A 25,077-nucleotide genomic window follows, 5' to 3' on the forward strand; every position below is an offset into this window, starting at 1 on the left:
TATTGGCGGGGCGAGCATGGCCCCGCCCATCCTTCTTTGGAGGTAAGCAATGGACCCCAAGATTACATGTGTCTCGGATGACGAACCAATTGCCGGTACCGATCCGAATGCGCGGGTTGTCGCGACGGAGGGCGCGCTTGAACTGCTGAAAGAGATTCAGGTGCGCAATGGTGAGGTCATGTTTCATCAATCCGGCGGATGCTGCGATGGCTCCTCCCCGATGTGTTATCCCAAAGGTGAATTCCCGCTAGGAAAATCAGATGTAAAGCTTGGCGATATTGGCGGGGCAGAATTCTATATCTCAGGCGCACAATACGAGGTCTGGAAACATACGCAGATTATCCTTGATGTGGTGCCGGGGCGCGGCGGCATGTTTAGCCTCGATAATGGTACCGAGAGGCGATTCCTCATTCGATCCCGGCTTTTACCTCAGGTCTAGATGCTCCACCTTCGAACGGGTTGTGAAGCCGGGTCAACGCGACAACAGACTGCTCAATTGGTGTTTAAGCTCTTTATCGTTGATCGGTTTGTGGATCAGAGTCAGGCCGTTCGACTTACATTCTTCGGCCGTTTCCAGTGATCTGTTTGCAGAAATGATCAACGCGGGCATGCTGCCGAACTCGGCCTTTATATTCCAGACCGCTTCTGTTCCGGTCTTTCCATCATCCAACTGAAAGTCTACAACCATCGCATCGGGCGAAATCTCGATTTCACGTAACAGGTCGACGGCTTGAATTTCGCTCGCTGCTTCAATAACATCAACGTCCCAAGACTCCATCGTGATGGCCAATGCATTTCTGAGATCCTTGTCATTTTCGATCAGCAGGACAATTGTGTTAGTCAACTGACCAGCTCTTTGCTCCTGTATCTCTGCGGATGAGTCTCTTGAGTAATCTTGTCCCTGCACGGTCGGCACCTCAACTGAGAACGCCGTACCTTTTCCCAGTTTGGACCTAAGGTGGATCGGGTGGTTCAGTAATTCGCAAGCGCGTTCGACAATGGCCAAACCAAGGCCCATGCCCTGCGCCGCGCTGGCATCGGAATGCAGGCGTTGAAACTCTTGGAATACGATCTCGCGCTGGTCAGCTGGGATCCCTACTCCAGAGTCCAGCACTTCGATGGAAATAGCATCCTTTCGCCTTCTGACCCCAACCAAAACCTTACCTGTTTCGGTGTACCGGATCGCGTTGGACAGTAAGTTCTGAAGAATGCGCCTGAGATAACTGGCGTCGCTTTTTACCAATGCTGTGGTCGGAACGACCCGCAAGTCCAACCCTTTCGCCTTCGCAACAGGCCGAAAGGCATCTTCCATCTGTTTAAACACTTCACCAACGGGCACCGCCGAAAGATGCACTGCCGCTTTGCCTGAATCCAGTTTCGAGATGTCCAACAGTGCTTCAAGGATGTGTTCGACGCTGTTCAGAGCGCTTTCTGCCTTAATTGCGACTTCATGGGTATCAGTTTCACCCAACCCATTTCGAAGGGATGCGACATATAGTTTTGCCGCCGAGAGGGGTTGCAAAAGATCGTGGCTGGCTGCAGCTACAAATCTGGACTTTGAAGCATTCGCGCGCTCAGCCTCGCTTAATGCTTCTGCCAATTCTACCGTCCGGGCCTTAACACGATTTTCCAACAAGTTCTTTGCGTCTATCAGGGCTTGCGCCGATTTCCTTTCGGCAGTGACATCCGTAAACGAAATCACAAAACCTTTGTCCGGCATTTCCTGCGCAAAGACCAACAACATTTTGAACCGGCCCCGGTCCATTTCAAATTGCAGAGGTTCGCGTTCCGTCTGGGTGTTCACCCAATAGAGCAAATCATGCTGGGTAAATCCGTCTTTGAAAGTGACATCGGCGCTCAGTCGGTTTGTCAGGGTCTTGAACTGTGTTCCCATCTGAAATTGCGACACCGGGATCGCCAACAACTCAGAGGCCCGGTTGTTCCAGCCAATAAGGCGATGCTTACTGTCGAAAATACAAACACCTTGCTCAATATGTTCCAGTGTCGCGCGGATCAGGCTGGCTTTGTCGTCAAGAATTCGATCTCTTTCCTCTCGTTCGATCCGCATAATGTCTGAGACATCCGTCTGCAAGATCACTGTACCCCCATCCGGTGTCCGATGTTCGGAAACCTGAATCCAGCGGTTCCCACTCAGGCGTACGTTGAACACAACATGATCGTCCGCGTGGCGCGCGACACGGCGCTTAACCCAGTCTTGCGAAGTCAACGCCTTCGGCAGCGACAGGTACCTGGACTGGCTGACCAGTTCGACATATTCGACAAACCGCAATCCAGGACTGAGACGTTCCTTGATATCAGGCATATGCAGCCCGAAACGGCTGTTGCAAAGGACCAGTTTTTCGTCCCGATTGAACAGTGCAAAACCTTCTTGAACTGTCTCAATTGCATTTGCCAGATCAGCTCGGGCAGCTTCCGTTTCCTGATTGGCCTGCGCCAGTCTGGAATTTGAGTCATTCAGAAGTTCAAGCGCACGCTCCAGATCGTTGGTTCTGGCACGCACCTCCTGCTCAAGCATGGCCGCGCGCTGAAACTGGGCGTACGCAGCACCCGAAGCATCCGTTGACTTCTCAACCCGCATCATCAGCGCCTCGATGATCTTCAGCAGTTTTTCATTCTGCCGTTCTATCGGGTCCGCAGGGTCGGTAAGGTATTCAATCATGCCCTAGTCATCCTTGGGCGGGTATATCGCAACACCGGTCAGGGTTTGATTGACGTGGATCGAGTTGTATTGCTCTCCATAGGTCGAGAACCCGAAAACACGGTTATCCGACAGAATGCGCGATATGTCGTGTGTCTTCTGTTTTTCCTGCGCCTCAAGACGACGCAGAATGCAATCACAGGCCAAGATCGTGTCAGGCTGCTGCTTTTCGTTCAAAGCAGCAATTTCTTCTTGAAGATGTTCCACCATATCGCGCGGCTCGGCCAAAGTTAGAACCAGACCTTCGTCAATTGCCGAGAAGAAAACCAGATCACCATTGCCAGCGACGCGTTGGATGGCGCGGACATGATGCTGACCGCCAATCTGCACCACAACAGGATGCGCAGCAAAGGTAAAAGTGGTCAATTGTTCAGGGTCTTTACCCAGAATCCGAGCGTATTCCCGCGCTGCTGGTTCAGCGTTGATTTCCTGAACGACACGTTTGGCCGGATCAGCCTTGGTAACAACCATACGACGGGCTGCCGGTATCAAGTGGTCCGTTTTGAACACTTTGATCGGGCACCGCGTTCGCACCTGCACCAGAATGGCTGCGTTTTCCAGCGCGCGCCCGTCGTGCAAAACATATGTATGGCCAAAATCAGTCCCGTCGCCGGCTGACCCTCCAAACAGAGGCACTGGACCCAACCCCACAGCCAGTTCTGCCGTCAGCTTGTCTTCCTTGGTGGACAGCCCGTCAATCATGAGGAAGGTGAATTCGTGTTCCCAATCCGAACAGTCGCGCATCATGGCGTTTCGGTTTCGGATCATTTCGTTGATGATTCCCTCGGCATCAAAGTCATCCAAGTTCGATACAGGAACAGTTCTCGCTTGGAAATGCGAACGCGGTAAACCCATTGCTACGATCTGATCTTCGCCGTAACCGTATTCGCCCAACTCTCCCGCTGTCGTGCAACCGACCACCTGAGTGGGTGAGAATCGTTCTGCAGCCTCGGCAATAATTGTCTCGGCATCAGCACTTGGGCTGACAAACAATATGACCAAAGCCATCGGGTCATCGCCAAACGCATCTGCCAGGACACCGACCGGTTCCGTGGCGTCACAACTTGCAAAAGCCGTTCTAACTATACCGGATGAACCGGATTGGGCTGTCGCCAATCCGACTGCGTACTCCATCGTGCCTCCTCCCTAAAGCGCGACGACTTTAACGACAGTAAGACACCTTGCCTTATTCTTGCAAGACGCTGGCAAAAGACGCTTTCTTTGCAATCAGAACAGCTTGCGTTCGGCTTTGAACCCCTAACTTTCGCATGATAGCAGTGACATGTGCCTTAACCGTAGTTTCAGCGATCGACAGGTCATAAGCAATTTGCTTATTCAGCTTGCCTTCACAAATCAGCTGAAGGATTCGCGCCTGCTGATTTGTCAACGTCGCTAGCCTGTTGATGGCGTCACTCTGTTCGTCGGCTTCTTCGTCTTCGACGAGAACGCATCCTTCGGGTAAGAATACATCTCCGGAATGAACTGTCTCGAACGCAGTTCGAAAAACCTCGCGCTGGCTGTGTTTCGGAACGTACCCTGCAGCACCCGCTTGTATCACCTGACTCACTACGCGATTGTCGGCGAGTGACGAAACCACAATGACCGGGGCATTGGCCGCGGCCCTTAGTCGAACCAGACCGTCAAGCCCATCTACATCCGGCAAGTTGAGATCCAACATAACAGCGTCTGGCTTCAACCCACCTGACAAAAGCTCCATGGCCCGTTCCAGACAGTTTGCGGTATGAATTTCCCCAATCTCAGCGACGCTTTGCAGCGTCATCGACAACGCATCGCAGAACAACGGATGATCGTCGACAATCAGAACATTCTCAAAATCATTTTGTCTGGCGGGTTCTGCAAGCATAAGAGGCGCCTTTGCAATGTAACTCTCTTTGTTCCAAGGCTAACAACCCCGGCGTCAAACGCCTATTGGCCGAAGGTCGTAGATCACAAAAACGCGCGCCCGACTGGCGGGCGCGCGATCTTTTTGGGGGTCAGGGCTCGGCTCAGTTCGCCGAGGCCAGTTCCTTGGGCAGGCGGAAAGTCCACAACGTGCCTCCCTGGTTGAGGTAGTTGACCTTCTTGGCCACTTCACCGCCCCACAGCGGAACCGCACCGCCCCAGCCGGATATGATCGAGACATACTGTTCGCCATCCTGTTCCCAGGTCACAGGCTGACCCACGATGCCCGAGCCGGTCTGGAACGACCACAGCTTTTCGCCGGTTTCGTCATCCAGCGCGATGAACTCGCCTTCGGGGGTGCCAAAGAACACCAGCCCGCCAGCCGTCGTCATCACACCTGACCACAGCGGCGCGTCGTTCTTGTATTCCCACTTCCACTCGCCGGTATCGGGGTCAATCGCCTTGAGCGAACCGATGTGATCCTCGTAGTTCGGCTTGATGGTAAAGCCCGCGCCCAGATAGGCCGCGCCTTTCTTGTAGGTGATCGGCTCATTCCAAATGTCCATGCCCCATTCGTTCGAAGGCACGTAGAAATTACCGGTGTTCTGCGAGAAGGCCATCGGCATCCAGTTCTTGCCGCCCAGGAAGGACGGCGAGGCAAAGATGACCTCACCCTTGTTGCCATCAGCCGCAGCGGCCGGATCACCGGGACGGTTGTTTTCGACAAAGATCGGACGGCCGGTTTCATCAATTCCGTCGGCCCATGTAATGTCCTTGACGAAAGGTGTCGCCGAGACGAACCCACCATCCTCACGGTTCAGAACATAGAAGTACCCGTTCCGGTCGGCAGTGGCGAAGCGCTGGTTACCTTCGCGGTCGGTATAAGCGACCACTTCGTTCACACCGTCATAGTCCCAGCCTTCACGCGGGGTAGTCTGGAAATGCCACTTGATCTCGCCGGTTTTGGGGTCGATTCCGATACGGCTGGCGGCATAGAGGTTGTCGCCCTTGTTGCCCTCGGTCGGGGTGCCGGCATCGCGTAGCCAGCTGTTCCAGGGGGCCGGGTTGCCTGCGCCAAAGACCAGCGTGTCGGTGTCAGCATCGTAAGAGCCGCCCAACCAGGTCGCGCCGCCGCCGGTTTTCCACATGTCACCGGGCCAGGTCGCGTTCAGCTCACCTGTCATGGTGCTTTCTTCGCCATTCAGCGTGCCCATGTGACCTTCGATAACGGGGCGTTCCCAGACCAGATCGCCGGTATTGACGTCCCGCGCTTGAACCGCGCCGACGATGCCGAACTCACCGCCCGAGTTGCCGGTGATGACCAGACCGTCGACGATCAGCGGGGCAGCCGTATAGGAATAGCCCGCTTTGTAGTCGGCAATCTTGTCGCGCCAGACCACATCGCCCGTGTCCTTGTTCAGCGCCACGATCCGCGCGTCCAGCGTACCGAAAATGACCTTGTCGCCATAGATGGCAGCGCCCCGGTTGACCACGTCACAGCAGGGCAGAATGCCTTCGGGCAGGCGGGCATCGTATTGCCAGACCTCTTTGCCGGTCTCCAGATCAATCGCATAGAGGCGTGAATACGACCCGGTGATATACATCATCCCGTCATAGATCAGCGGCTGAGTTTCCTGTCCGCGCTGCTTCTCTCCGCCAAGACTGAAGGCCCAGGCCGGAAGCAGGTTCTTGACGTTGTCCTTGTTCAGCATATCCAGCGGGCTGTAGCGCTGCAAATGCCGCCCCATACCATTGGTCACAACCTGAGTTGTGATCGTTTGGTCATTGGCCAGATCGTCTTCGGTAACTTCTGCATAGGCCGCGCTGGTCGCGACAATGCTCGCAGCGGCGGCCATGATAAACCGTTTCATCGGTATCCTCCCTAGACTTATGTCTTTCCTCCACGCCGAATCTCCGACGCGTCGGGATTGTTGGCGAGAGTATTATTCGCAGGCAGGCACCGGTGTTGGAATTGCACATTGGTCGTAGGGCGCAAACGGCAGATTTCAACTAGGTTGGGCCATCTTATTTGATGCGCGAGGCTATGATGCGGAGGCTTTTCACTTGGTTTATCCCTGCGGTTTTGATCTGCGCGCAGCCCGCGCTGGCCGATCCTCTGTCGGGGCAGAAAGCCATTTCTCTGGTCGACGGAGAAGGCAACAAGTTATTGATCGGACACGTGACTTTCGATCCCAAGAGCGACGCCGTAGCCTATCAGATCGACCTGAGCGCGGGCCCCTTCGCAGACCATTTCCTGTCCATGCGCCCGTTTCGCTGTCTTGAAGGGGCGGACAAACACTGGTGCCATGTCCCCTACCCTTATGCTCTGCGGCGCGAGGTCTCGGACGACAATCTGACCGATATGGAATACGACCTGCTGTTTATCCACAAGGGCGCCACCGAATACGGCATTGATATGTGGAACGGAGTCTACTACCGCCTGCAACGCGACGGTGACCGCCTGGTCGGACAGCTGCACGAAATGGATATGGGCATCCTATCGGCCCCACCTGAAGACGGAGATCTCCGGCCCGTATCCGAGGAAGACATCCACGTGGCCGATCCCGACAGTCACTGGCTACCGAAGGTCGTGATCGACTAATCACTGGTCTGAGATGCTGCTCAGATAGGCCAGAATGAAGTCCTGCACCGTCCGGTCCTCGATCCCGACATGGCGCATCTTTGTGCCGGGCATGAATCCGTCATTGTCTTCCATCCATGCGCGCAAAGCGGCGGGTGTCCAGACGATGCCTGATCCGGCCAGAGCCTCAGAATACTCATAGCCGTCGACCGTGCCCGCCCTGCGCCCGACGACACCGTCCAGCTGAGGGCCATAGCTGGGATCGGTCGCGCCCGGCGCATGGCAGCGGCGGCATTCCGAGACAAACAGGGTTTCCCCCGCCTCGACCTTGACGCGGTCAAAGGTGGATTGGGCATATGCAGGTGCGGCTGAAGCTGCGCAGGCAGCAAGGCCAAGGGACAAGATGATGTGTTTCATTTGATCCTCCGAACGTTTGTCGGAGTATAGGCCCGCACCCTGGGCCCCAAGCTTGACGCATATCAAGAAATCAGGCGCGCGGCCTCATCCTTTGGTCGTAGAAAACGCAGAAAATCAGGTTTTTTCAGAACAAGGGCGCGTACTTCCACTCATCTGCGTCCGGCGTGACCTCGTTGGGATCATAGCCAGACTCTTGCAGACGTTTGGCGATCTTCAAGCCGTCGCTTGCGGCTTCATCCACATAGGCGCGGCCTAGCTCGGGGTCTTGCGCCACCCCGTGACCGCGCAGCAGGTTCAGACCATAGTTGAACTTGCCCACCGGATCGCCCAGATCAGCGGCGCGTTTGTCCCAGGCGGCGGCGGCATCGGGATCGTAGTCTCCGCCCAGCCCGTTATTGTCCAACTGCCCCATCCATGTCATCGCGCCGGTATACCCGGCATTGGCGCAGCTTTCGAACAGCTTGCGCGCCATCTCGTGCCGGCCGGATTTGGTGATGTAGTAGCCGGTTGCGCAGGTCGTCATATCGGTGACGCCATTGTCAATATTGCTCATGACGCGGCCAAATCCCGTGTCCTGCGGGTTGAGCGTGCCGAACTCATCCTCGACCGTCTGGGCCGAGGCGGCTGTGCCCAGAAACAGTAGTGCAAATGCGATACGGATCATGAAAGAACCCTCCGTTTGAAAGGCATACTAGCGCATCGGGGGGGGATTTCACCTCTGCTATGGTCGTAGACAGCTTAGCGTCCGGGGCGTTTGATCCCGCGGGCCGGATCATAGCCCCACAGCGCAAGGCCCAAAAACGCCAGACCGGCCAGGATGGTCCAGCCCAGGGCCGCGCCATTGAACTGACCATAGAGCGCAAAGCGGATCAGCTCGACTGCGTGGGTAAAGGGGTTAAGCGCGCAGATATCGCGCAACAGGGCCGAGCTTTCGGCCATCTTCCAAAGCGGGTAAAGCGCCGAGGACAGAAAGAACATCGGGAAGATGACAAAATTCATCACCCCCGCAAAATTCTCAAGCTGTTTGATGGCCGAGGACAAAGCCAAACCCAGAGCGCCGAGCATCAGTCCGGCAATGATCAGCGCGGGAAAGACGCACAGATATCCGTACCAAGGCATATCAATCCCGCAGATCGCGGCAACCGCCAGAAACGTATAGACCTGCAGGATCGAGATCGTGGTGCTGGCCAGCAGGCGGCAGAACAACAACCACCACCGCGGCAGAGGGCTGGTCAGCAGCAACCGCATCGACCCCATCTCACGGTCATAGACAAGGCTGAGAGAGCTTTGCATCCCATTGAATAGCATAATCATGCCGCACAGGCCCGGCACGATGTAGATCTCATAGGTGATATAGGTCTGATAGGGCGGCGTGATCGACAGGCCCAATGCTGCGCGGAACCCGGCAGCAAAGACAACCAGCCAGACCAACGGGCGTACCAAAGCGGCGATGAACCGGCTTCGTTGACGCACAAAACGCAGCGCCTCGCGGATCAGGATCGCGCACAGGGCGATCAGCGCACCGGTCATGTGGCGGCTCCGGTCATCGACAAAAACACCTTTTGCAGAGGTTGGTCGCCGGTGATGTCGCGGCAGGTGCCTTGTGTCAGCATCTTGCCCCGATGCAGGATGGCAAGCTGATCGTCGGGGGTGATCTCATCGGTCAGATGGGTCGCCCACAACACGGTCAAACCATCCTGTGCCGACAGATCATGCACATGTTGGGTGATGGCACTGCGCGCGGCGGCATCCAGCCCCACTGTCGGTTCGTCCAGCAACAGTACCGAAGGCGCGTGGATCAGGCAACGCGCGATCTCCAGCCGTCTGCGATGGCCGCCATTCAGATCGCGTGTGCGTTCGCTTGCGCGTTCGGCCATATCCAGACGTTCCAGCGCGGCGGTGATACGGGTCTCGGCAGCACGACCTGACAGGCCATGCAAGGCAGCGAAATAGCTGAGGTTGCGATGAACCGTGAGGTCCAGATCCAGCGTCGGCTGCTGAAACACCACCCCGATCTGCGCCAAGGCCTGACGGGGCTGTTTCGAGATATCGAACCCCGCCACCTCTATCACCCCCTGCGCGGTGGTGAACAGGCGGGTCAGAAGGGAAAACAGCGTTGATTTCCCCGCGCCATTGGGCCCCAGCAACGCGCAAAACGCGCCCTGCGGGACATGAAAGCTCACGTCATCAAGGGCGCGTTTGTCGCCATAGGCGTAGCTGACATTGCGGACCGAAAGCCCTGTCACTTAATGGTAATCTCCAGCCGCTGCGTTTCGCCGGTGCTGCCCGGCACTTTCAGATAGTAGCTGCCCGGCTTGATTGCGACAAAGCCTATTTCCATCTCTCCCGCCTCGTCGAATTCAACGGAATCGACGCCCAGAGGCCGGATTTCCAACCCTTCGACCACGATCTCATCCACCCAGATCGCGCGGAAGAACTCGGGCCCGACCAAAGCCAGTTCCTGACTGCCGTCGCCTTGAATTTCGAACTCATAATAGGTGCCGGATTTCAGCTCCCACGGCGCCTCGGCCAGAGGTACGCCGGCAGAAAGGGTGATTGGCGGCAGATCTTCCTTGTTCTTGGCTGACAGCAGACCCGCAAGACCAAAGCCGTCGTCATCATCATCATCGTCAGCCAAAGCTGCAGTTGGCAAGGCCATAACCATCATCGCGGCCACGCATATCAGTCGCTTCATCACTTAAGTCTCCTCAATATTGTCAGTTGGTCGGACGGAAGGCCGCGCCCCAAGGGAAACGCCCAACCTTGATCGTCTTGATCGGTTCGCGCTTGGCCACATCAATCACAGTCACATCGCCGGAGACGCCGTTGGTGGTGAACAACAGCGACTTGTCGGCGTTGAAATCCATGTGCCAGACGCGGCGACCCACGAGGATGTAATCCTCAACCTCGTAGGTTTCGGCGTTGACGGCGGCGACATGGTTCGACGGCCCCAACGCGACAAATGCGGTCTCGTCCCCGTTCGACAACTCAAACCCCACGGGCTGTACCCGGTCGGGGTGGACCCCTTCGACCTCAAACTCGATCTTGGCCTTCTCGGTCTGGGTTTCGACGTCAAACACGGTGATCGTGCCCCCAATCTCGGAACTCACCCAAAGCTCCGTGCCGTCCTTCAGGAACTCGGCGTGACGTGGTCGGGAGTCGACGAGCGTATTGGCAAACAGCTCTTGCGTTTCCGTATCGATCCAATGAGCCATGTTGGTGGTCTCGGACGTCGTGATGGCAATCTTGCCATCTGGTGAGACGGCCATGCCTTCCGGCTCGATTCCCACGTCGATCTGGGCAATCACCGTGCGCGATTCCGTGTCTACCACTGTAGTAATCGCGTCATCCTCATTGGCGATATAAAGATGCTTGTCATTGGGGTGCAGTACGAACTGCTCAGGGTCCTCGCCCGAGGGTAGGTCGTGCAGAATCTCGCCCGTTTCGGGGTCCATCACCTGCACCGAGTCACTGTCGGACGCGCAGATATAGAGAACGGAGTAGTCCTTGGAGAACGTGATCCCGCGCGGGCGTTCTCCGGTCTCGATCGTGCGGATCACCTCAAGCGTTTCGATGTCGATCACACTGAGCGTGTCGTCCTTTTCATTGCTGATCCAGATCTCATCGGCAGTGGCAGGAGCGCAAAGCGCGGTCGCTGCCAGAAGTGCTGCTAGTCTCATCGCTGTTACTCCTTAAATGCCTGACACTGGCTTTCGGCTTCATCAATGCCCAGCGTGTCCAGTTCGGTGCGTTGGTGCAGAAACCCCTCAAGCGGAGCCATCGCCACAACGGCGCGATCCGTGACCAGCGGGATGGGTTGCCGCAACTGGCCGTTCCAGGCCCGGAAATTCATCGCGCGGCCTTTGAAGCCCGCCAGTTCGAAATCATCCGACAGGATATAGTCGCGCAGAACCGCAGGGTCGTCGGATTGGGTGCGCGTCACCGCCTCGCCCAAGGCCCGATAGGCCGCCCACGCGGCGTAATCCTTGGGGCGCATCGCCCGCCCTGCCTGATCGGCAAAACGGTTCTGCATCTGCACAGCGCCCCATTGTTCAACCACGCGCGACCACGTGACGGGCTGCAACCCCTCTGACCCGGCAACGGGGCGCGGTTCCCATGTGTTGAAGGGGATATAGCGGCCGAAATCGTCCAGCTCATCAGCGACTAGCAACACGTCATAGTCGCCGAAGTCTTGCGTAAACAGTGGCACCTCTTGTGCTGCATTTCGTCGAAGATCGGCATCGAACACCCACGTCTTTTCCGCCTGCAGGTCCAACCGGAACTTTTGCAGCGACCGCTTCAGCGCCTCGGCAAAGGCCTGATCCCCCGGATGCTCGCCCGAGATCAGGACTATTTCATCCCACCGGCGTTTGACAAGGAACTGCGTCAGTGCATCGGTGCGCATCACATCCGATGGCAACGTGTGTAACAGGTTGGCGCGACACTCGGCCTCGCGCAGCGACAGGTCCGGGGCCGAGGCGTTAAACAGCACCGCGCCTGCCGCTTCGGGCAGATCGGCGACCTCAAGCTGCGCTTGCGCAGGCGCATCCAGAATGACGAAGGGACCATTGACCAAAGCCTGCCGCGCGGCTTGCGCCCAGTCACCGCCCGCGGGCACCGTGGTCACCGTCAGATCATATTTATGCCCCAGAAACTTGGCCGTCGTCAGATTGTCGGCCAGACCCAGCTCGGCCCCCGCCTTGCCCAGATCTTCGGGAATCGGGTCGAGGTTGGACAGAACCGGAGGGCGCTCAACCTCTTGCTGCAGATAGGTCACTGAAATCGCAACCTCAGCCTGCGCAGCGCCAGATGTCAGCGTCAAGGCTGCAAGAACAAAAGAAAATCTGAACATGTTCGCGCCTCCTCCCCGGCCCTAAAAGTAAAAGCCGGTCGAAAATGGGAAAGCCATTCGACCTTAGTCGCAGATTTCGCCCATCTGCAACCAAGGTCGAATGTCGCGTTGTTTTTGCCTGCGCTATGACCGGGGAAAGCTTCAGCAGGAGGATGAAATGCGTCTTGGTTTTTACAGCGCGGCGATTGCGGCTACAGTGACAGCGGGCATGGCGCTGGCACATGGAGATGTCGCGCCCCAGCCGGTAAATACGGATGCCCTGCCCGACGTGAGCGAGGAATGGTTGATCGAGAACCCCTATCGCGATCAGGGCGAAGAGGTCTGGCAGGCTGCAATCGAAATCGGCGATTCCGGCTATAACCAGAACTGCGCACGCTGCCACGGTTTGGGCGTCGTATCGGGCGGACTGGCGCCTGACCTTCGCTACCTCGAGGCTGAAGAATACGGCGATGAATGGTATATCGAACGCTTCCGTGAGGGCTATACCCAGAACGGCATCACCAAGATGCCCGCCTTTGGCGATCTGTTGGGCCAAAAGGCCGCCTGGGCCATTCGTACCTATATCGAGACCCGCCCCGATGACGGCGCGCTGGATGATCATTCGGACCGGTTGAAGGAAATCCGCGACGAGCTGGCCGCTATGGCCGAGGGCGCGGATGGGGACACAGCCGCCCTGCAATCCGAACTGAACGAGATCGCGGGCACAATCGAAACCGGCTCGGGCGCGCCTGTGGCCGACTCGGTGGCCCTGCGCGCTGCGGTGCTGATCTCGGGCGAGGCCCCGGATTTTGCACAGGCGGCGGAGCAGCTGACTATCGGATTGTCTGCCGCGCAATAGAACGGCAGACTGGGGCACATGATCGGACGCCATTTCATTTTCTCCCTGTTGGTCGCCGCCCTGTCCGCCGGGTCGGCTCTGGCCAGGTGTGAAGACCATGTGCCCCAACCCAAACCCCAGAATGCCAGCCGCGACATCGTGGGCGCTGACCTCGATACCATTGTCGAGCGCGGCTATATCGAATTCGCCGCCTACGAAGATTTCGCGCCCTGGTCGTTTGAGCAGGACGGTAAGATTCAGGGCGTGGACATCGAAATCGGCAAGTTGATTGCACAGGATCTGGGGGTCGAGCCCCGGTTCAATCTGGTCGCGGCAGGAGAGAACCTAGAGGCCGATCTGCGCAACTGGATCTGGAAAGGTCCGCTGATCAACGGGCGCGTGGCCAATGTCATGCTGCACATTCCCTATGACAGCGAATTTGCCTGCCGGGTCGAACAGGTGGTGTTCACCGGCCAGTATCATGACGAGGAAATCGCCATCGCCTTTCGCCGCGATGCCTATCCCGAAGACCCTCCGGTTCCGGCCTATTTCCGTTTTGACACCGTCGCGGTTGAAAACGACTCAATTGCTGATTTCTACCTGTCGTCTTTTCCCGGCGGGCAACTGTCGCAGAATGTCAGCCGGTTCCCTACTGCAGATCAGGCGATGCAGGCCCTGGCCGCAGGTGAAACGATGGCCGCAATGGGCCCCCGCGCCCAGCTTGAGGCCGGACTGACCCCCGATCTGGATATCCATACCCCGCCTTTGCCCGGCTTTGCCGTCAGCACCTGGACCAGTGGCGTGGCTGTGCATTTTGCCTATCGCGGCCTCAGTTATGCGGTTGATGATGCGATCTATGCAGCGCTTCAGGATGGCCGCATCGCCAAAATCTTCGAGGATTATGGGCTGACGCATACCCCTCCCGAACTGCGCTGACTACGCCCAAGGTCGCATATGCTTTGCGGCCCCGACGCCATAGGTTGGAAAAAACTCTGGAGGAGTGACATGGAGTTACATGACAGCCGCACAATAGCCGCGCCACGGTCCGAGGTCTGGAATGCCCTTCTGTCGGCAGATGTTCTGCGCAAATGCGTCCCCGGTTGCCAAGAGATGACCGGCACCGCAGAGGACGGGTTCGATGCCACCGTGGTGCAGAAAGTCGGCCCCGTCAAAGCCACGTTCAAAGGGAAAGTGACCCTGTCCGACATGGTGTCCGGGGAAAGCCTGAAATTGTCGGGCGAAGGCAAGGGCGGCGCTGCCGGATTTGCCAAGGGCGCGGCCGATGTCACGCTGTCCGATGTCGCCGAAGGCACCTTGCTGACCTACAACGTGGACGCGCGCGTGGGCGGCAAGCTGGCCCAACTGGGTGGCCGCGTCGTGGACGGTTTCGCCAAGAAAATGGCGGATCAGTTCTTTCAGAATTTCCAAAGCGCGGTCGAGGTCGAGCCAGAGGCCCCCGCCAGCGAAGCGGCAGCTGAACCAGAACAACAAGCGGAAGAGGCAACCGAAAAGAAAGGCTGGCTCAAGCGCGTTTTGGGCGGTTGAGCTATAGATTTAAGGGAGGAAAATGTGATGAAAATATCGCTGACTGTGAATGGGATGTCTGTGAGCGGTGATGTTGAGGGTCGGACGTTATTGTCTGGATTTTTGCGGGATCATTTGGGTTTAACGGGGACGCATGTTGGGTGTGACACGGCGCAGTGCGGGGCCTGTGTTGTGCATGTGAATGGTCAGGCTGTGAAGTCGTGCAACATGCTGGCGGTTGAGGCGGACGGGGCCGAGGTTGGCACGATTGAGGGTCAGGCGGCAGAGGATGGGACGCTGAACACCATTCAGCAGGCGTTTCAGGATCACCATGGCCTGCAATGCGGCTTCTGCACGCCGGGCATGGTGATGAGTGCGGCGGCTTTGCTTAAGGACAATCCGCGCCCGACGGAAGCTGAGATCCGGAAGTATCTGGAAGGCAATCTGTGCCGGTGCACGGGCTATCATAACATCGTCAAGGCGATCATGGCCGCTTCGGGTCAGGACGTTTCAAGCATCGCCGCCGAATAAGGCGGGTAAGAATTTTCGACGAAAATTCTTTTCCAGGGAGGAGAACAAGCAATGCCCAAAGACAGTGGCATCGGAGCCAGTTCCAAGCGGCGCGAGGACGTACGCTTTCTGACCGGAGCTGGCAATTATACCGACGACATCAACGTGGCCGGACAGGCCTATGTCCATTTCCTGCGCTCGGATATCGCGCATGGACGTTTGAAAAGCGTGGATACATCAGCGGCTGAGGCGATGCCCGGCGTGGTCAAGGTGTTCACCGGCAAGGATTTCGAAGGCGTGGGCGGCATGCCCTGCGGCTGGGAGGTGACGGACAAGCACGGCGCGCCGATGCAGGAGCCTCCGCACCCCATTCTGGCCCAGGGTAAAGTGCGCCATGTGGGCGATCCCATTGCCGCCGTGGTGGCCGACAGCCTGGAACAGGCGCGCGACGCGGCCGAGGCGATCGAGGTGGACATCGAGGAACTGCCCGCCGTGATGGACATGAAGGCCGCAGCCCAAGAGGGCGCGACGCTGGTTCATGACGATCTGAAGAACAACATCTGCTATGACTGGCAGCTGGGCGAGGCCGATGACGCCAAGGTCAACGAGGTCTTCGCGAATGCGGCCCATGTGACCACGCTGGATCTGGTCAACAACCGTCTGGTCGCCAACCCGATGGAACCGCGCGTGGCGGTGGGGGAATACAAGCGCGGGACGGATGAGTACACGCTCTATACCACATCGCAGAACCCGCATGTGATCCGCCTGCTGATGTGCGCCTTTGTGCTGGGCCTGCCCGAGCATAAGGTCCGCGTGGTGGCCCCCGATGTGGGCGGCGGCTTTGGCACCAAGATTTTCCACTATGCGGAAGAGGCGTTCTGTACCTTCGCCGCCAAGGCCTGCAACCGGCCGGTGAAGTGGACCTCGAGCCGGTCCGAGGCGTTCATGTCGGATGCCCATGGTCGAGACCACGTCAGCACCATCGAGCTGGCGCTGGATGCGGACAACAACTTCATCGGTCTGCGCACCAATACCTTTGCCAATCTGGGGGCGTATCTGTCGACCTTCTCAAGCTCCGTGCCAACCTGGCTGCACGGCACGCTGATGGCGGGCAACTACAAGACGCCGGTCATTCAGGTGAACGTCAAGGCGATGTTCACCAACACGGTGCCGGTGGATGCCTATCGCGGCGCGGGCCGACCCGAGGCGACGTTTCAGTTGGAGCGCGTGGTGGACAAGGCCGCGCGCGAGCTGGGGGTCGATCCGATTGCGCTGCGCCGTCAGAACTTTGTCACCCAGTTCCCCTATGACACGCCGGTGGCGCTGACCTATGACACCGGGGATTACAACGGGACGATGGACAAGCTGGAGGCCGCCGCCGATCTGGCAGGCTTTGCCGCCCGCCGGGCGCAGAGCGAGGCCAATGGCAAGCTGCGGGGCCTGGGCATCAACTGCTATATCGAGGCCTGTGGCATTGCGCCGTCGAACATCGTTGGCATGCTGGGGGCCCGGGCGGGTCTTTATGATGCGGCGACCGTGCGGGTGAACGCCACCGGATCAATCAGTGTCATGGTGGGTGCGCATAGCCACGGGCAGGGGCATGAGACCGCCTTCCCGCAGGTTGTGGCCGATATGATCGGCATCGACGAGTCGATGGTCGAGATCGTGCATGGCGACACCTCGAAGATTCCGTTTGGGATGGGCACCTATGGCTCGCGCTCGCTTGCGGTCTGTGGCTCGGCTATGGTCAAGGCCACCGAGAAGGTGATCGACAAGGCCAAGAAGATCGCAGCCCACCTGCTGGAGGCTTCCGAGGCCGATATCGAGCTGAAGGACGGTCAGTTCAGCGTGGCAGGCACCGACAAGTCGGTGGCCTGGGGCGATGTGACCCTGACGGCCTATGTGCCGCATAACTTCCCGCTGGAGGTTGAGCCGGGGCTGGAGGAGACCGCGTTCTATGACCCGGCCAACTTCACCTTCCCCTCGGGCGCCTATGCCTGCGAGGTTGAGGTCGACCCCGAGACCGGGCAGGTCAGTATCGAGGCCTTCACCGCGGCGGATGACTTTGGCAACATCGTCAATCCGATGATCGTGGATGGTCAGGTGCATGGCGGTATCGGTCAGGGCATCGGTCAGGCGCTGCTGGAGAACTGCGCCTATGACGAGAATGGCCAGTTGCTGAGTGCGTCCTTCATGGATTACGCCATGCCGCGCGCCGATGATGTGCCCTTCTATGCGGTGGATCATTCCAGCCAGACGCCCTGCACGCATAACCCGCTGGGGGTGAAGGGCTGTGGTGAGGCCGGGGCCATTGGCTCGCCGCCTGCGGTGGTCAATGCGGTGCTGGATGCGATGAACTCTGGCGGCAAGGCGGTGGATCACATCGACATGCCAATGAGCCCGTCGCGCGTCTGGGCGGCGATGAACAGCTGAGTTGGAGAGGGCGGACCGGGGGCCAGCCCCCGGACCCCCGGGATATTTATAGCCAGATGAAGAACGGATCCGTGTTCTTCGGAAAGGAAATGCGAAATGTACAGTTTCGAGTTTGAGAAGCCCTCGAACATAGCGGATGCGGTTGCCGCATTGGGGGCTGAGGATGCGCAGGCGTTGGGGGGTGGTCAGACACTGATACCGACGCTGAAGCAGCGATTGGCAGCGCCTTCGGTGCTGGTCAGCGTGAGCGGGATTGCTGAGATGCAGGGTGTCTGTATCGAAGATGACGGCTCGGTCGCGATTGGTGGAGCGACGACTCATGCCACCGTGGCGCGCGAAGCGGCGAGCGCTTATCCGGCGCTGGCGGCGCTGGCGGGTCAGATCGGTGATCCGGCGGTGCGCAACCGCGGCACCATTGGCGGGTCGGTGGCCAACAATGATCCGGCGGCCTGTTATCCGGCGGGGGTTCTGGGCTCGGGTGCGACTATCGTGACCGACACGCGGCAGATCGCGGCGGATGACTTCTTTGAGGGCATGTTCGCGACCGCACTGGATGAGGGCGAGATCATCACCTCGGTCCGGTTCCCGGTGCCACAGGCGGCGAGCTATCAGAAGTTCTTGCAGCCCGCGTCGCGCTTTGCCTTGGTTGGTGTCTACGTGGCGCGCTTTGCGGATGGCGTCCGTGTCGCTGTCACCGGTGCCAGCGAAGACGGCGTGTTCCGGTGGGCAGAGGCCGAAGAGGCCTTGAACAAATCCTTCAGCGCCGATGCGTTGATGGGGCTGAGCGTCAACCCGATGAACATGATCGCCGACCTGCACGGCAGCAAAGACTACCGCGCCCATCTGGTTGGGGTAATGACGAAACGCGCCGTCCAAGACTGTTCGTAATCGCATAGGCGATAAACCCTAAAGCCCCGGGCAAAACCCCGGGGCTTTTGTTATGATTGGAAGGTCCGGACAGACCCATTCTGGTGAACACAAATTACAGTGGTGCTCTTGGGTGTCCGATCCAGGATGGTTTGAATCTCACCTTCATCTGCATGGCAAAGCGCCGTTGACAATGCATCTGCCGATGTCGCGGTTGCAGCCTGAACGCCGACCGTCGACCATTGGGGTGGTTGCATGGCTTGTGGATTCAGGACGTGAAACTGACCGCCACCCAGTCGCAACGCACCTGGGCTGGAGGTGGCAATCGCTTGATCTTTGAGCGTCCGGGTCTGAACGATCCCGTACTGAGGATCGGATAAACCAAGGGTCCAGTTACGCCCTGCGGCGTAGTACTCACCGATATTGACGAGTACGTTCTCCCAACCCGCCTGACGCAGCACCTCTGTGACCAGATCCGTGGCGTAGCCCTGTGCAATTCCATTCAGCGTCAGTGCTTGGCCGGGATCCAGCGCAATGTGATCGGGCGAAATCCGAACCCGGTCCCATCCAAGGGCTTTGCGCGCGGCATTGAGGTCTCCATTCTGCGCCGCTGCCTGCCACAAGGGTTGAACGGTCGGATCAAAACGCCCGTCGGTCTGCCGGTAGGCGTGATCACACGCCTGCAGAAGCGCGAGCATTTCGGGCGCGGGTGCTTTCAGGTGGCCAGAACGGTTCAACCGAGACAAGTCGGAATTCGGCCGATAGAGGCTGAACAATGCTTCGCAGCGTTCAAGCTCGGCTCGGATGCGGGTTATGGCGGGTTCGGCAACATCTGGGGGCGCGTCAAAGGTTAGGCTGACTTCTGCGCCCAAAGCGTAGCCATGCCATTTTGTGGGCTGGGCCGTGGCCGGAGTGGCCAGCGCGGCGGCAGAGATAGCAAGGAAGCGGCGGCGGTTTATCATTCGGCGGCGACCTCTCTGGCTTGGCGTCGGGCGGCGACAATCAGGGGCACACATTTCGTGCTGTCGTCATGGATCGTCACACAGTCAAGGCATTGAAAGCACTCATCATATTGGATACGTCCACTCTTTGCGATGGCCCCGTATTTGCATTTGACCTTACACAACTGACAGGGAGAGCCGCATTCTGCGCGCCGGTCGATCCAATCGCGCCCGCGCAACAGCCCTCCGATCGCCATGAAAGCGCCGAGCGGACAGACATAGCGGCAAAATCCCTTGAACAGCACCATTCCAAGGAACAGCCATCCCGCCGCATAGGCCACGTAATACCATTCCCGCACAAAGAAGGTGGTGACCGCGGTTTTGAACGGCTCGACCTCGGCGGCTTTGTCCACCTGATCGGGGGCGGCGAACACAACGCCCACAAGGCCCGCCAGGATGACGTATTTCAACCATTTCAGACGCCTGTCCCAAGCGTCGGACGGCTCAATCTGCGGCAGACGCAGGGCTTTGCCGAGGTGATGCGCGAACTCCTGCATCGCGCCGAAGGGGCAAAGCCAACCGCAGAAAAGCCCCCTGCCCCATGCGATGAAACCAGCAATGGACACCGCCCAGATCAGCAGGGAAAACGGGTCATACAGAAGGAATACGAAACTGCCGCCCTCGACTGCTGCTCTGAGTGTTCCAAGAACGGTGACGATGGACAACTGCCCTTGCCCCCACCATCCGACAAAACCGATGACAACGGCCAGCACACCCAAGCGGAGGGGCGTGAACAAAGGCTGCGCCGCCAGTGCATTCATGCGAAGGCTGAGCGCGGCGACGAGACCTGTCAGGAATATCCCCAGAACGATCATGTCACCCTGACGGTTGCGCAGCGCCTCAAGCCACGGGGGGTCCGGCGTGATCTGAACCGGACGGGTAAAGAACCGCTCGGGCGTGATATGGGGCACCTCAAGCGTGACCGAGCCTGTTTCGGGTTGGAACATGCCGTGTTCCCGCACGGCCAGCACCTTCAGAACCCAATCACGCGAGGGGTCAAATCCCAGCCTACGGTCCGTTCGCAAGATCATGGCGGTTCCATCGGGCAGACCATCGACCAGCTCCACAAACAGATCGGCATCGCGCAGAGCAACCGGGAAACCGTCCTGTTCCGCCGACAGCCAATCAGGCGCGGTATTGCGCACGAAATCCTCGCTGACCAAACCGTGGCGCGCGGTTTCGATCACCAGGATCGGTTCATCATTGTCCGAGATTTCCAGAAAGCTCTGGAGGTCGTCGAAACTGTCCTCGGCCAGCGCAGCGCGGGCGATGGAAGTAGGCCCCAAATCGACAACCCAGATGTCTAAGTAAGGCTCATCCGGGTAATCCTGCGCTTCGGGGTCGTCATCCTCCCACAAGGTGCCTGCGAACAAGGCGTCGACTTGCGCGTTGGTGTAGGTCTTGCGCGTGGCGATGCCCTGATCGACAAGATCCTGCCAAGTCAGGTCCTCCTGATACTCGGAGTCGGGAAAGGCGGGCGGCGCGGTAGCCAGCCCCTGCATTTTTTCGCGGGCCACTGCCAGCGCGGCCCCCATGACGGATTCGTGGGCAATGCGCACGCTGGCCGTCGCCTTGGTGACGCCATCCAGATAAACAAGCTGTGAACCCGCCGCCGCATCGCCATAGGGTGTTCCCACCACAATCGAGTCCGAAATCGACAGCCCGCCATATTGTTCAAAGAATTTGTGAAACGGGGCCTCTCCCAGACCCGAGACAAAGATCGGCTCGTTGTGTTCGATCAGTTGGACATCCAGAAAGCGCCCCTCAAGGTCCAGCACCACCAGCATATTGATCGGCGCGCCTGAGAAGCCCGGCAAGGGGGCCAAGGGTTCGGATTCAAACACATATCCTGCCTCACCGCCACCCGAGTTCAGCAGGCTGTAGACCCCGTCATCGTTCAGCGCGTCGCCCAGCGAAAACGGGGCGCGGATATAGGTTTCGATCTGCTCACGCGGCAGAGGCTCTGCCTGAACCGACAGGCCGCTGAGAAGCAAAAACACAAGTAACAGGATCGCGCGCATGAGCGTGAGACTATATTTCCGCCTGCGCCCATGACATTCGACGAAAGTCCTAAGTCCCGCCTCTACGACCCCAAGGCGGTTGACGCAGCCGCCCCGGCCCCTCAACACTACATCCCATCCCTACGACCAAAGGAGCATTTTCCGAAAATCGTGCCGGTAGTAGGTTTTTAACAACGCCAGTCATTCATGGGAGGACACTATGACCTGGAGCACACCGAAGCTGAAAGAAGTGAACTGCGGTATGGAGATCAACATGTATTCTCCGTCCGAGGACGAAGGCCGCGAGTACGAGCCCGACCTGTTTTGATCACGTAAACGCAGCGGAGGCCCAAAGTGCATTTCCTGGTTCTTGGGGCTTCTGCAGGTGGCGGTTTGCCACAATGGAACTGCGGTTGCCGGAATTGCGAGGACGCCCGCAAGGGTAAGATCCCGCCTTCCGGCCAATCCTCTTTGGCGGTGTCGCCGGATGGCCTGAATTGGAGCGTCCTGAATGCCTCGCCCGATATTCGCCAGCAGATGCTGGATACCCCCAAAATGCACCCACGTGCGTTACGCGACACGCCTGTGGCCTCGGTTCTGCTGACCAACGGGGATATCGACCACATCGCCGGGTTGCTCAGCCTGCGTGAACAGACCCCGTTCACCCTGTTTGCCACAGGCGATATTCTGGGTGTGCTGTCCCAGAACCGGATCTTCGACGCGGTCAACCGTGAGAAAGTCAACCGCCGTCAGATTGCCCCCGGCGATGAATTCACCCTTCAAGATGGGCTGCAGGCGCAGCTCTTTGCAGTGCCCGGAAAGGTGCCCCTGTTCATGGAGGGCGACACCGTTCAGACCGATCTATTGGGTGAACAAACCGTGGGCGTCCGGCTGACTACCGCCGACAAGACCGCCTATTACATTCCCGGCTGCGCGCAGGTGACCGATGACCTGTTGGCCCGAATTGCGGATGCCGATCAGTTGTTCTTTGACGGCACGCTTTGGGATGATGATGAAATGATCCGCACCGGAACCGGTGTAAAAACCGGGCAGCGGATGGGTCACATCTCGATCAGCGGGCCCGAGGGGTCGATCGCCCGACTGCAAGACATCCGCGCGTCGAAAACCTTTATTCACATCAACAACACCAACCCCATTCTGCAACCCGACAGCCCTGAGCGCGCGTTCGTGGAAACCGCTGGCTGGAACATCGCCTATGACGGGCAGGAGATCACGATATGAGCCGCGACACCCTTGAGGCCCGCCTGCGTCAGATCGGGGCCGAGCGTTATCACGACAAACACCCGTTTCATCACCGGCTGCACAGCGGGGAATGCACCCCCGATCAAGTGCGCGCCTGGGTGATCAATCGGTGGGCCTATCAGGCGGCGATTCCGATGAAGGATGCCGCCTTCATATCGCGCTGCACCGATCCCGACATCCGGCGCGAGTGGCGATCCCGCATCGAAGACCATGATGGTGGCGTGACCGAGGGCGGCGGCATTCGGCGCTGGCTGAAACTGGCCGAGGCGGTGGGGCTGGATCCCGACTATGTCGCCTCGGGCCGCGGTATCCTGCCGGCCACGCAATTCGCCGTCGACGCCTATGTGCATTACGTGCGTGAAAAGCCCCTGTTGCAGGCCGTCGCGTCTTCTCTGACCGAGTTATTTGCCCCCAAAATCCACGAACAGCGGATCGAGGGCCTGTTGCAGCACTATGACTTCGCCAATTCCGACAGCCTGTCCTATTTCCAAAAACGCCTGACCCAAGCCCCCAAGGATGTGGCGTTCGGCCTGAACTGGGTTTTGGACCATGCCGATACGGCGGAAAAAGAAGACATGGCCTGCGAGGCGCTTATCTTCAAAACCAACGTTTTGTGGGCGCAGCTGGACGCGCTTTGGTCGGGATATGTGGAACCGGGCCTGATCCCGCCCGGCGCATGGAAACCGGGGGAAGGCCTGCTATGACGCTTGACTTGCATCAGTCCGACCGCCCCTACCTACCGCGCGGCGTGCGGGTTCAGCGCGACGCAGTGCGCGACCGCATGGTCCTGCAGGCCCCGGAAAAGGTGATCGAACTGGACGATATCGGCGTCGCCATCCTGTCGCGGGTGGATGGCCAGACCTCGTTTCGCCAGATCGTCACCGATCTTGCCACCACCTACGGCGCCCCTGCCGATCAGGTCGAAACCGATGTTCAACGGTTTTTGCAGGCCCTGCGCAGCCGTCTATATGTAATGGTGCAGACATGACTGCCGCACCGCCCATCGCGCTTTTGGCCGAACTCACCCACCGCTGTCCACTTAGCTGCCCTTATTGCAGCAACCCGGTCGAGCTTGAGCGCAAAGAGACAGAACTGGACACGAAGGCGTGGGTGGATGTGTTCCAGCAAGCGTTCGACATGGGCGTCCTGCAATTGCACCTGTCAGGGGGTGAGCCCGCCTCGCGCCGCGATCTGGAGGAGTTGACCGCGCAAGCCTCCCGTATCGGGCTCTACACCAACCTGATCACCTCCGGCATCGGGCTGACCCCCAAACGACTGGACCGGCTAGAGGAGGCAGGGCTGGACCACGTCCAACTGTCTCTGCAAGGAACGAATGCAGCTCTGGCCGATCGCATCGGCGGCTATCGCGGCGGTTTTGACCGAAAGATGATCATTGCCAAAGAGGTCGGTGCCCGGGGCATCCCGCTAACACTGAATGCGGTCATGCACCGGCAGAACCTGGATGATCTGGAACGGACCATCGAAATGGCGGTTGAGCTTGGCGCCCGGCGGCTTGAGGTTGCTTGCGTCCAGTTTCACGGCTGGGCTCTGCCAAACCGCCCAGCACTATTGCCGACGTTTGAGCAGACGCAAGCCGTCAAAAAGACCGTCGCCGAGGCCAGTCGCCGGCTAAGAGGGGTTCTGGCCTTCGACTTTGTGCCGCCCGATTATTATTCGGATTTTCCCAAGGCCTGTATGGGAGGATGGGGTTCGAGCGGGCTTAACATTACGCCAAACGGAACCGTTCTGCCTTGCCATGCCGCACAAACGATTGGCCACCTGAAGTTTGCCAACGTGCAGGATGAGCCGTTGTCCGATATTTGGTACAACAGCGCCGCCTTTAACCAATATCGCGGCACTGACTGGATGCCTGAGCCCTGTCAGAGTTGTGACCGTAAGGAAATAGACTTCGGAGGTTGCCGGTGCCAGGCTATGGCATTGGCCCATGATGCAAACACAACAGACCCGGTGTGCCAAAAGTCGCCCTTGCATGGCCGAGTCCAAGAAGTGCTGAACGCAACGACTGAAGAAGCTGAGGTGGAGTTTGTCTACCGCAAACTATGAACCGGAACTGGGATTTTCCAAGCTAGGTTCTGAATGCTCAGTCGAAGCGCATTGTTCAAATAAAGTTTGTCTTGGACTTAGAAGGGTTCTGTCGCAAACTTTGTTCCCACCTGTCAGGTCAAGCTTA

The 25,077-nt window shown here is 58.5% G+C and carries 26 protein-coding genes; 13 read left to right on the forward strand and 13 right to left on the reverse strand.

Features of this window, described 5'->3' with window-relative positions:
• Nucleotides 1-49: 49 nt before the first annotated feature.
• The gene (locus FIU92_RS21095) at nucleotides 50-439 is read left to right on the forward strand and encodes a DUF779 domain-containing protein (RefSeq protein WP_152460695.1); all 390 of its coding nucleotides are present in this window, start codon (nucleotides 50-52) and stop codon (nucleotides 437-439) included.
• A gap of 33 nt (nucleotides 440-472) precedes the next feature.
• Here FIU92_RS21095 and FIU92_RS21100 read toward each other — a convergent pair whose 3' ends face one another.
• The 4 genes from FIU92_RS21100 to FIU92_RS21115 all read right to left on the reverse strand — a co-directional run bounded on the left by FIU92_RS21100 (nucleotide 473) and on the right by FIU92_RS21115 (nucleotide 6,492).
• Nucleotides 473-2,602 carry a PAS-domain containing protein gene (locus FIU92_RS21100; RefSeq protein ID WP_371419773.1) on the reverse strand — a complete coding sequence of 710 codons (2,130 nt, stop codon included), beginning with the start codon at nucleotides 2,600-2,602 and terminating at the stop codon, nucleotides 473-475.
• A gap of 81 nt (nucleotides 2,603-2,683) precedes the next feature.
• Nucleotides 2,684-3,853 (reverse strand): FIST N-terminal domain-containing protein, encoded by a 1,170-nt coding sequence (locus tag FIU92_RS21105; protein WP_152460697.1) that lies wholly within the window; start codon nucleotides 3,851-3,853, stop codon nucleotides 2,684-2,686.
• Nucleotides 3,854-3,905: 52 nt separating this feature from the next.
• Nucleotides 3,906-4,583 carry a response regulator transcription factor gene (locus FIU92_RS21110; RefSeq protein ID WP_152460698.1) on the reverse strand — a complete coding sequence of 226 codons (678 nt, stop codon included), beginning with the start codon at nucleotides 4,581-4,583 and terminating at the stop codon, nucleotides 3,906-3,908.
• Between the two features lie 142 nt (nucleotides 4,584-4,725).
• On the reverse strand, nucleotides 4,726-6,492 hold the full coding sequence (locus tag FIU92_RS21115; protein WP_152460699.1) for a PQQ-dependent methanol/ethanol family dehydrogenase: 1,767 nt from the start codon (nucleotides 6,490-6,492) through the stop codon (nucleotides 4,726-4,728).
• A 161-nt stretch (nucleotides 6,493-6,653) separates the two neighbouring features.
• Here FIU92_RS21115 and FIU92_RS21120 point away from each other — a divergent pair, with 161 nt between their 5' ends.
• Nucleotides 6,654-7,223 (forward strand): hypothetical protein, encoded by a 570-nt coding sequence (locus FIU92_RS21120; RefSeq protein WP_172978557.1) that lies wholly within the window; start codon nucleotides 6,654-6,656, stop codon nucleotides 7,221-7,223.
• On the opposite strand, the gene FIU92_RS21125 is transcribed toward FIU92_RS21120, so the two are convergent.
• The 7 genes from FIU92_RS21125 to FIU92_RS21155 form a co-directional block, all read right to left on the reverse strand.
• Nucleotides 7,224-7,619: a cytochrome c family protein gene (locus tag FIU92_RS21125; RefSeq protein WP_152460701.1), complete on the reverse strand. Its 396-nt coding sequence runs from the start codon at nucleotides 7,617-7,619 to the stop codon at nucleotides 7,224-7,226.
• 124 nt (nucleotides 7,620-7,743) lie between these two features.
• Nucleotides 7,744-8,283 carry a sel1 repeat family protein gene (locus FIU92_RS21130; RefSeq protein ID WP_152460702.1) on the reverse strand — a complete coding sequence of 180 codons (540 nt, stop codon included), beginning with the start codon at nucleotides 8,281-8,283 and terminating at the stop codon, nucleotides 7,744-7,746.
• 74 nt (nucleotides 8,284-8,357) lie between these two features.
• Nucleotides 8,358-9,149 (reverse strand): ABC transporter permease, encoded by a 792-nt coding sequence (locus FIU92_RS21135; RefSeq protein ID WP_152460703.1) that lies wholly within the window; start codon nucleotides 9,147-9,149, stop codon nucleotides 8,358-8,360.
• Nucleotides 9,146-9,865: an ABC transporter ATP-binding protein gene (locus FIU92_RS21140; protein WP_152460704.1), complete on the reverse strand. Its 720-nt coding sequence runs from the start codon at nucleotides 9,863-9,865 to the stop codon at nucleotides 9,146-9,148. Before FIU92_RS21140 ends, FIU92_RS21135 begins: the two co-directional genes overlap by 4 nt.
• A complete protein-coding gene (locus FIU92_RS21145; RefSeq protein WP_152460705.1) occupies nucleotides 9,862-10,314 on the reverse strand; it encodes a hypothetical protein in 453 nt (150 codons plus the stop codon). Before FIU92_RS21145 ends, FIU92_RS21140 begins: the two co-directional genes overlap by 4 nt.
• A gap of 22 nt (nucleotides 10,315-10,336) precedes the next feature.
• Nucleotides 10,337-11,299: a YVTN family beta-propeller repeat protein gene (locus FIU92_RS21150; protein WP_152460706.1), complete on the reverse strand. Its 963-nt coding sequence runs from the start codon at nucleotides 11,297-11,299 to the stop codon at nucleotides 10,337-10,339.
• A gap of 5 nt (nucleotides 11,300-11,304) precedes the next feature.
• Entirely contained in the window at nucleotides 11,305-12,471 is a 1,167-nt protein-coding gene (locus FIU92_RS21155) for an ABC transporter substrate-binding protein (RefSeq protein WP_152460707.1), read from the reverse strand.
• Nucleotides 12,472-12,628: 157 nt separating this feature from the next.
• Between FIU92_RS21155 and pedF the strand changes: the two genes are divergently transcribed.
• The 6 genes from pedF to FIU92_RS21185 all read left to right on the forward strand — a co-directional run bounded on the left by pedF (nucleotide 12,629) and on the right by FIU92_RS21185 (nucleotide 18,643).
• The gene (gene pedF, locus FIU92_RS21160) at nucleotides 12,629-13,309 is read left to right on the forward strand and encodes a cytochrome c-550 PedF (protein ID WP_152460708.1); all 681 of its coding nucleotides are present in this window, start codon (nucleotides 12,629-12,631) and stop codon (nucleotides 13,307-13,309) included.
• A gap of 18 nt (nucleotides 13,310-13,327) precedes the next feature.
• A complete protein-coding gene (locus FIU92_RS21165) occupies nucleotides 13,328-14,224 on the forward strand; it encodes an ABC transporter substrate-binding protein (protein WP_152460709.1) in 897 nt (298 codons plus the stop codon).
• 69 nt (nucleotides 14,225-14,293) lie between these two features.
• The gene (locus tag FIU92_RS21170) at nucleotides 14,294-14,833 is read left to right on the forward strand and encodes a CoxG family protein (RefSeq protein ID WP_152460710.1); all 540 of its coding nucleotides are present in this window, start codon (nucleotides 14,294-14,296) and stop codon (nucleotides 14,831-14,833) included.
• 27 nt (nucleotides 14,834-14,860) lie between these two features.
• Nucleotides 14,861-15,343: a (2Fe-2S)-binding protein gene (locus tag FIU92_RS21175; RefSeq protein ID WP_370644462.1), complete on the forward strand. Its 483-nt coding sequence runs from the start codon at nucleotides 14,861-14,863 to the stop codon at nucleotides 15,341-15,343.
• A 51-nt stretch (nucleotides 15,344-15,394) separates the two neighbouring features.
• Nucleotides 15,395-17,755: a xanthine dehydrogenase family protein molybdopterin-binding subunit gene (locus FIU92_RS21180; RefSeq protein WP_152460712.1), complete on the forward strand. Its 2,361-nt coding sequence runs from the start codon at nucleotides 15,395-15,397 to the stop codon at nucleotides 17,753-17,755.
• A gap of 96 nt (nucleotides 17,756-17,851) precedes the next feature.
• On the forward strand, nucleotides 17,852-18,643 hold the full coding sequence (locus FIU92_RS21185) for a xanthine dehydrogenase family protein subunit M (protein ID WP_152460713.1): 792 nt from the start codon (nucleotides 17,852-17,854) through the stop codon (nucleotides 18,641-18,643).
• 50 nt (nucleotides 18,644-18,693) lie between these two features.
• On the opposite strand, the gene FIU92_RS21190 is transcribed toward FIU92_RS21185, so the two are convergent.
• Together FIU92_RS21190 and FIU92_RS21195 are read right to left on the reverse strand one after the other, a co-directional pair.
• Nucleotides 18,694-19,584 (reverse strand): FAD:protein FMN transferase, encoded by an 891-nt coding sequence (locus tag FIU92_RS21190; RefSeq protein WP_172978558.1) that lies wholly within the window; start codon nucleotides 19,582-19,584, stop codon nucleotides 18,694-18,696.
• Entirely contained in the window at nucleotides 19,581-21,644 is a 2,064-nt protein-coding gene (locus FIU92_RS21195) for a 4Fe-4S binding protein (RefSeq protein WP_152460715.1), read from the reverse strand. The genes FIU92_RS21190 and FIU92_RS21195 overlap by 4 nt, the downstream gene beginning before the upstream one ends.
• Before the next feature lie 199 nt (nucleotides 21,645-21,843).
• Here FIU92_RS21195 and pqqA point away from each other — a divergent pair, with 199 nt between their 5' ends.
• From pqqA to pqqE, 5 genes are read left to right on the forward strand one after another with little or no spacing between them, the layout of a single operon-like run.
• Nucleotides 21,844-21,951, forward strand: a complete 108-nt coding sequence (gene pqqA, locus FIU92_RS21200) for a pyrroloquinoline quinone precursor peptide PqqA (protein WP_152460716.1) — start codon at nucleotides 21,844-21,846, stop codon at nucleotides 21,949-21,951.
• 26 nt (nucleotides 21,952-21,977) lie between these two features.
• Nucleotides 21,978-22,865, forward strand: coding sequence for a pyrroloquinoline quinone biosynthesis protein PqqB (gene pqqB / locus FIU92_RS21205; RefSeq protein ID WP_152460717.1), 888 nt, complete (start codon nucleotides 21,978-21,980; stop codon nucleotides 22,863-22,865).
• A complete protein-coding gene (gene pqqC / locus FIU92_RS21210) occupies nucleotides 22,862-23,590 on the forward strand; it encodes a pyrroloquinoline-quinone synthase PqqC (protein WP_152460718.1) in 729 nt (242 codons plus the stop codon). Before pqqB ends, pqqC begins: the two co-directional genes overlap by 4 nt.
• Nucleotides 23,587-23,874: a pyrroloquinoline quinone biosynthesis peptide chaperone PqqD gene (pqqD, locus tag FIU92_RS21215; protein ID WP_152460719.1), complete on the forward strand. Its 288-nt coding sequence runs from the start codon at nucleotides 23,587-23,589 to the stop codon at nucleotides 23,872-23,874. The genes pqqC and pqqD overlap by 4 nt, the downstream gene beginning before the upstream one ends.
• Nucleotides 23,871-24,950, forward strand: a complete 1,080-nt coding sequence (pqqE, locus tag FIU92_RS21220) for a pyrroloquinoline quinone biosynthesis protein PqqE (protein WP_152460720.1) — start codon at nucleotides 23,871-23,873, stop codon at nucleotides 24,948-24,950. Before pqqD ends, pqqE begins: the two co-directional genes overlap by 4 nt.
• The last annotated feature ends 127 nt before the right edge of the window (nucleotides 24,951-25,077 follow it).

This window comes from Ruegeria sp. THAF33, assembly GCF_009363615.1.
Lineage (GTDB): Bacteria > Pseudomonadota > Alphaproteobacteria > Rhodobacterales > Rhodobacteraceae > Ruegeria.